Annotated in this window: 8 protein-coding genes; 4 read left to right on the plus strand and 4 right to left on the minus strand. The window is 52.8% G+C overall.

Annotated features, from left to right (window positions below; genetic code table 11):
- Positions 1-5 precede the first annotated feature (5 nt).
- From lapB to yciH, 3 genes are all read left to right on the plus strand, one after another.
- A complete protein-coding gene (gene lapB / locus HX884_RS09625; RefSeq protein WP_013096375.1) occupies positions 6-1,175 on the plus strand; it encodes a lipopolysaccharide assembly protein LapB in 1,170 nt (389 codons plus the stop codon).
- Positions 1,176-1,361: 186 nt separating this feature from the next.
- The gene (gene pyrF, locus HX884_RS09630; RefSeq protein ID WP_028027957.1) at positions 1,362-2,099 is read left to right on the plus strand and encodes an orotidine-5'-phosphate decarboxylase; all 738 of its coding nucleotides are present in this window, start codon (positions 1,362-1,364) and stop codon (positions 2,097-2,099) included.
- A complete protein-coding gene (gene yciH, locus HX884_RS09635) occupies positions 2,099-2,425 on the plus strand; it encodes a stress response translation initiation inhibitor YciH (protein ID WP_013096377.1) in 327 nt (108 codons plus the stop codon). The genes pyrF and yciH overlap by 1 nt, the downstream gene beginning before the upstream one ends.
- Before the next feature lie 102 nt (positions 2,426-2,527).
- Here yciH and osmB read toward each other — a convergent pair whose 3' ends face one another.
- From osmB to HX884_RS09650, 3 genes are all read right to left on the minus strand, one after another.
- Complete coding sequence (gene osmB / locus HX884_RS09640) at positions 2,528-2,746, minus strand: osmotically-inducible lipoprotein OsmB (RefSeq protein WP_008501216.1); 219 nt, start codon at positions 2,744-2,746, stop codon at positions 2,528-2,530.
- Between the two features lie 261 nt (positions 2,747-3,007).
- The gene (locus tag HX884_RS09645) at positions 3,008-3,760 is read right to left on the minus strand and encodes a DNA-binding transcriptional regulator YciT (protein ID WP_038419677.1); all 753 of its coding nucleotides are present in this window, start codon (positions 3,758-3,760) and stop codon (positions 3,008-3,010) included.
- Between the two features lie 43 nt (positions 3,761-3,803).
- Complete coding sequence (locus HX884_RS09650; protein ID WP_013096379.1) at positions 3,804-3,986, minus strand: hypothetical protein; 183 nt, start codon at positions 3,984-3,986, stop codon at positions 3,804-3,806.
- Between the two features lie 193 nt (positions 3,987-4,179).
- On the opposite strand from HX884_RS09650, the gene HX884_RS09655 reads away from it, so the two are divergent.
- Positions 4,180-5,049, plus strand: a complete 870-nt coding sequence (locus tag HX884_RS09655; RefSeq protein ID WP_013096380.1) for a crotonase/enoyl-CoA hydratase family protein — start codon at positions 4,180-4,182, stop codon at positions 5,047-5,049.
- Here HX884_RS09655 and pdeR read toward each other — a convergent pair.
- The gene (pdeR, locus tag HX884_RS09660; RefSeq protein WP_178328052.1) at positions 5,046-7,037 is read right to left on the minus strand and encodes a cyclic di-GMP phosphodiesterase; all 1,992 of its coding nucleotides are present in this window, start codon (positions 7,035-7,037) and stop codon (positions 5,046-5,048) included. The two genes, HX884_RS09655 and pdeR, sit on opposite strands and share 4 nt — an antisense overlap.
- Positions 7,038-7,209 lie beyond the last annotated feature (172 nt).

Raw genomic sequence — 7,209 nt, forward strand, 5'->3', positions numbered from 1 at the left:
CGAATATGCTGGAGTTGTTGTTTCTGCTTTTGCCTGTAGCCGCTGCCTATGGCTGGTATATGGGCCGCAGAAGTGCGCAACAAACAAAACAGGATGAGGCGAACCGACTCTCCCGCGACTACGTTGCAGGGGTGAACTTCCTCCTGAGCAATCAACAGGATAAAGCGGTCGACCTGTTCCTCGACATGTTAAAAGAGGACACAGGGACCGTTGAAGCACACCTGACCCTGGGCAACCTGTTCCGCTCGCGCGGCGAGGTTGACCGTGCCATTCGTATTCACCAGACTCTCATGGAAAGCGCCTCGTTAACTTACGATCAGCGCCTGCTGGCAGTACAACAGCTGGGCCGCGATTACATGGCGGCGGGGTTGTATGACCGTGCGGAAGACATGTTCTCGCAACTGGTGGATGAAACAGATTTCCGCATAGGTGCGCTGCAGCAGCTGCTGCAGATTTACCAGGCCACCAGCGACTGGCAGAAAGCCATTGATACCGCTGAACGTCTGGTTAAGTTGGGTAAAGACAAACAGCGCGTCGAGATAGCCCATTTCTACTGCGAACTGGCCCTGCAACAGATGGGGAACGACGACATGGACAAAGCCATGGCGTTGCTGAAGAAAGGGGCCGCCGCAGACCGCAACAGCGCGCGTATTTCCATCATGATGGGGCGCGTGTTTATGGCAAGTGGCGACTATGCCAAAGCCGTTGAAAGCCTGCTGCGCGTCATTGATCAGGACAAAGAGCTGGTCAGTGAAACCCTTGAAATGCTGCAGACCTGTTATCAACAGCTGGGTAAACAGGATGAGTGGGTAGCGTTCCTGCGCCGCTGCGTGGAAGAGAACACCGGAGCCACTGCGGAGCTGATGCTTTCCGACGTAGTGGAGCAGCATGAGGGCAGCGACACGGCGCAGGTTTATATTACGCGTCAGCTGCAGCGTCATCCTACCATGCGGGTTTTCCATAAGCTGATGGATTACCACCTGAACGACGCAGAAGAAGGGCGTGCTAAAGAGAGCCTGATGGTGCTGCGTGACATGGTGGGCGAACAGGTGCGTAGCAAGCCGCGCTACCGCTGTCAGAAGTGTGGTTTTACCGCGTATACGCTGTACTGGCACTGTCCTTCGTGCCGGGCCTGGTCAACCATCAAGCCCATTCGCGGTCTCGATGGGCAGTAATTTTTTAAAACACCTCACTTTAGTTACAACATACTTATCGCTTTTTTAATCCCGTTCAGCATCGTGCGGTTTGCCAGCCTGGCAGGGAAAAAAAACGATCCTGTCAATTTGTGGCGCTGGCAGGTAGAATGCACGCCGTTTATCTGTTCCGCGCCGCTGCGCGCCCATAGACGAAAAGGGCTGGTCATGACGTCTGTTACTTCCTCCACATCCCGCGTAGTTACTGATTCTCCTGTTGTTGTTGCTCTTGATTATAATAAACGTGACGCTGCTCTGGCTTTTGTCGACGGTATTGATCCTCGCGACTGTCGCCTTAAAGTGGGCAAAGAGATGTTTACGTTATTTGGACCGCAAATCGTACGCGATCTGCAACAGCGCGGTTTTGACGTTTTCCTCGACCTCAAATTTCATGATATTCCAAACACCACGGCGCATGCCGTTGCCGCGGCTGCCGAGTTGGGTGTATGGATGGTTAACGTGCATGCATCGGGTGGGGCGAGAATGATGACAGCCGCGCGTGAAGCGCTTCTGCCGTTTGGTAGCGACGCCCCCTTGTTGATTGCGGTAACGGTGCTGACCAGCATGGACGAAAATGACCTGCGTGACCTCGGTGTGACGTTGTCACCGGCTGAACATGCAGAACGTCTTGCGCGGCTGACGCAGAATTGCGGCCTGGACGGTGTAGTCTGTTCCGCGCAGGAAGCGGTGCGTTTCAAAACGGAGCTGGGCCAGAATTTCAAACTGGTCACGCCGGGTATCCGCCCAGCGGGCAGCGAGGCTGGCGATCAACGCCGTATTATGACCCCTGAGCAGGCGCTGGCGGCAGGCGTGGATTACATGGTCATCGGCCGTCCGGTGACACAATCTGCTAATCCGGCAGAGACGCTTAAGGCTATCAACGCATCACTGAAAAAGGGGGCGTAATGACCGACTCAAACAGCCGTCTGGTCTATTCAACCGAAACCGGGCGCATTGATGAACCGAAAGCGAAAGCAGAGCGCCCGAAGGGCGACGGTATTGTCCGTATCCAGCGCCAGACCAGCGGGCGTAAAGGTAAGGGTGTTTGCCTTATCACGGGTATCGATCTGGATGATGCAGAACTGGCGAAACTGGCGGCTGAACTGAAAAAGAAATGTGGCTGCGGCGGTGCCGTCAAAGACGGGATAATCGAAATCCAGGGTGATAAACGCGATGTCATTAAATCGCATCTCGAAGCCAAAGGGATGAAAGTAAAACTGGCGGGCGGCTAAAATAAATGAGCCACGGTATTTACCGTGGCTCTTGTTTTATACGTGCGTAAGTCAGACCTGAAATGCGATAAATATCGCTATGCCCATCAGGGCGTATAATAATTATTTGCCGACCTGGTGACCGATAATACCACCAACAGCAGCACCACCTAATGTACCCAGCGTACTACCGTCTGTTAATACTGCACCACCCAGTGCACCAGCACCGGCACCAATAGCGGTGTTACGGTCACGTTTAGACCAGTTAGAGCATGCGCTCAGGGACATTGCTACAGTGATTGCCAGAACAGCGGCGGCTAATTTTTTGCTGGTTAAGGTCATAATACTTTCTCCTGAATTATCGATTCACGGAAAGATGCACGCTTTAAGTATAGACTAAACGAATACTTAAATTCTGTTCTCCGTGAAAGCTGGTCGCGCAGGTGTTACGTCATCACGCAGGTGATAGTCACTTCCTGTTATATCGCTAACATTAATTTTACGTCTTCAGGGTCAGTTAAACAGGTAAAAACTCTTAAAGGGGGGTTAGGATTCCTCTCAGAGAGAGGTTAAGAGGCGCCTGAAATTCAGGCGCTCGCGGTATCAGGCGGGTTTTTTAATAATGTCGACGATAAGTCCGTCTTCCTGGAGTTTATTCCGATGCGATTCGCTCAGACGGTCATCAGTAATTACGCGGCTGAACCGGGATATTGGCCCCATCGTATAAGGATGGACCGCGCCAAATTTTGAACTGTCGGTCAGCACGATTGCCTCACACTCTTTTTCCAGTACCGCGTTCACAACGTCTGAACGCATCATATCCCTGCCGGTAAAGCCGGTTTCAGGCTGCCAGCCGTCAATACCGATGAAGGCCTTGCTGAAATGCACCTGCTGAACGTACTGACGCGTCAGCGGGCCGACCATACTCTCACTTTTTTTCTGATAGATACCGCCCAGCAGGATGACCTCGCAGCGTGTCTCCTTCAACAAGTGAGCGATATAGCTACTGACGGTAATGATGGTGATGTCTTTTTGCTCGGCCAGGGTGCGGGCCAGCAGGGCGTTGCTACTGCCGTTCTCAATAAAGACCGTTTCGCCATTGTTCACTAAGGACGCGGCAAACTCAGCCAGCTCACGTTTGAGGGCATAGTTATTCATCATGCGGGTTTCTACGTCCTCGCTGTCCAGCGGGACCGCATACCCATGCGCACGACGCAGGTAGCTCTGTTTTTCGAGTAGATTCAGATCCTGACGGATGGTGACTTCAGAAACGCCTGTCGTTTTAGCGAGATCGACGACGCTCACGCGCCCCTGATCGATGACCATCTGCAAAATGATTTGTTGTCGGGAATTCATAGCATCCATTTAATAAAGCGAAACGAGGGCGGATAGGGCGTGGTTAAACTTCCCACGGGGCTTTTGGCTGTCTGTTTTCTGACGCGGTTTCGGCGCCAGTCTGAGCCAGAAGTTCAGACTTCAGGATCTCAAGGTTACGGATCGCAGAGTGATAATCGCCCGCCACCAGTATATCCAACACGGTATCAATTCGTTGGGCTACGGCCTGCGCATCAATGTTAGACATAATCTCATCCTGGGTACGAAAAGTTAATATTTTCAATGATGCAGAAAATAGATTCAAAAGAGAAGGGAAAAAATGCAATAACTAAATTACATAAATGAAAGTAATAAATTTATTCCCCCGCATGCAGCGTGATGAATGAGTGGATTAGTCTAAAACTGCGCGCAAGGCGCTTTTTTATATGAGGAATTAGACTATGACAGTTATCAATCAGGCTACCTGCACACTGTTTACCGATACTGAACGTTTCACTCAGTTGTCCGGGTATTATGAGGAGGAGCGCCGCACAGTCTGGATGATGTTGCGGGCGCAGCCACGACCTTGCTTCAACCATGCGTTAATCGAAGAGATCATGAACCTCTCCTGGCTCGTTCGCCAGTCCGGGTTTGCGGTCGATTTTTGGGTTACCGGTTCGCTGGTGCCCGAGATGTACAATGCGGGAGGTGATTTACAGTTCTTTGTCGAATGTATCCAAAACGGACGCCGCGAAGCGTTAAGAGCCTATGCCCGTGCCTGCGTGGACTGCGTTCATGCGGCGTCACGGGGGTTTGATACGGGGGCTATTACCCTGGCGATGGTCGAAGGCAGTGCGTTAGGGGGCGGATTCGAAGCCGCGCTGGCGCACCACTTTGTGCTGTCCCAGCGCGATGCCCGCTTAGGCTTCCCTGAGATCGCCTTCAACCTTTTCCCCGGCATGGGGGGGTACTCGCTGGTTGCTCGCCGCTCAGGCATGAAGCTGGCGGAGGAGCTCATCTACAAAGGGGAGTCTCATACGGCAGAATGGTATGAACAGCATGGGTTAGTGGATGTCCTGTTCGAACCTGGGCAAAGTTACGTCTCCGTCAGAACGTTCATTGACACGCTGCGGCCGAAGATGAACGGCGTAAAGGCGATGTTACGCGCCCGTACCCGCGTGCTGCAGCTGCCTCGCAGCGAGCTGATGGATATCACGGAAGATTGGGTTGACGCTGCGTTCTGCCTTGAACCAAAAGATATCGCCTATATGGAGCGTCTGGTCATGCTGCAAAACCGCCACCAGGCGGCGGGTTTACGCAAAGCCAGTTAGTGCTGTTTACGCGCCTGATATCGCTTTAGCCATCGCTCGAATGCGGCAGCGGGCATGGGCTTAGCAAAGAGAAAACCCTGCCGTTCGTTGACGCCGTTCTTAGTCAGAAAGGCGTCTTCTTTTGCGTTCTCCACACCTTCGGCAATGACCTGCAAATTAAGCGCCTGTGCCACCGCGACGATGGCCCGCACCAGCGACTGGGAAATAGACTGTTTATGAATGTCCCGGACAAATGACTGATCGAGTTTTATCGCATCGATGGGGAAGCGTGCCAGCTGTGACAAAGACGAGTAGCCGGTACCAAAATCGTCCAGATGGATTTGCGCACCAAGCTGGCTGAACTGCTGGATCACCGACAGCGCCAGCTCTTCGTTTTCAATGAGGCAGCTTTCCGTTAACTCAACGTCGATAGGGCAGTATTCAAAATCCAGATCCTTCAGGGCCTGTTTTAAGTCGCTGAAAATGGTTTGATCTGCCAACTGACGGGCCGAGACGTTCACCGCCACGCGCAGGTTAATGCCTTTGTCGCGCCATTTCGCCACCTGGCGAACCACATCAAGCATGACCCAGCGGCCAAGCGGCACAATCAGCCCTGACTCCTCAGCATACGAGATAAACTCCAGCGGAGGAATTAACCCGCGTTCTGGTGATTGCCAGCGCACCAGCGCTTCAAGGCTTCTGACTTCACCGCGCCAGGTGACTTTAGGCTGGTAGTGGATCAGCAGTTGATCGTTATCCAGCGCTTTGCGCAGGTTGGTATCCAGCCAGAGATACTCAAACACGCGCTGGTTCATTTCCGGCGAGAAGACGCAGAACTTACCCCGACCGTTCTCTTTTGCGGTGTACATGGCGGTATCGGCATTGCGGATGACGCTTTCCCGATCGTTACCGTGCTGCGGGGCGAGGGCGATACCTAACGAGCAACCGGTGTAAATTTCAATCAAACCAATTCTGAACGGCTGGCGCAGACGGGTCAGAATGCGTGATGCCATCGCTTCCAGAGAACCCTGAGAGGTATTGGTGGCCATGACAATAAATTCATCGCCGCCGAGTCGCGCCAGCACCTGGCCTTCTTCCAGACAGCTCAGAATGGCCAGCGCGACCGCCTGTAATAACTGATCGCCAAACATGTGCCCGTAGGCGTCGTTCACCTTTTTGAAGTTATCGAGATCGAGATACACCACGCCAACCTGCGTCTCAACGCGGCTGTCGATGGCATCTGAAATCAGTTCGTGGATCGCGTTGCGGTTCGGCAACCCGGTGATGGTGTCGGTATTGGCCAGCACCCGCAGGCGCTCCTGGGCGCGGCGCTCCTCCGTAATATCGGTGCCGGAACAGATAAGAAAAATTTCATTTTTACCGCTGCCGCTGTGGACAAATTTGTTTCTGAACAGAAACAACCGTTGTCCTTTTCGCGTTTTGATCCAGCGCTCGACTTCGTAAGAGCTGCCGTTGCGAAAGAAGCCGGTGATGTTGCGCTTAGAGGCTGCCGCTTCACTGCGGCTCATAAACAGCTTAAACACGTTCTGGCCGATAACTTCTTGTTCTTTCAGGCCGGTGTACTCCTCGCTCAGGCGGTTAAACCGCTGAATATTGCCGTTCTGATCGAGGATTACGATAACGGAGTTGGCTTCCGAAACCACTTGTTCCGCAAAGGACAGCCCCTGAGCAAGGTCCCGGGCTACGGAAGGCGTATCGTTCCACGCAGAAGCTGTTCCGGCCCACTCATTACGGGTTATTTTGCGTCCGACAAGGTGAACAGGAACATCTTCGCCGTACAACGAGAGCGTCATAGAGATACTGGACGTAATAACGGTTAACTGGCGAATAAGTTCGGCCTGTTCATCATCCAGCGCCACCACCTGAGTGACATCGGCATTTTCGCTGGTAGAAAGGTGCAGAGCATTGCTGTCTGCTGTCAGTCGCCACCAGGGGCTGTGAGTTCCCATGTAACGAAACAGCAAATTCTGCTCCAGATCGTCCATCATGTTTTCTCCTGCAGCTACCTGTTAGCGCACAATTTATTCCGTTGCAATCGGCTTTTTCGAGGTGAGACCATGGCCAGACCGATGTGAACTTATTGTTTTTTCCCGGGTTTCTTATAACCGTCATTCCGCAGCTAATTCCAGAATTTAAATAGCGTGATCTGGCGATCAGTTT

Source organism: Enterobacter sp. SECR19-1250 (assembly GCF_013391025.1).
GTDB lineage: Bacteria > Pseudomonadota > Gammaproteobacteria > Enterobacterales > Enterobacteriaceae > Enterobacter > Enterobacter cloacae.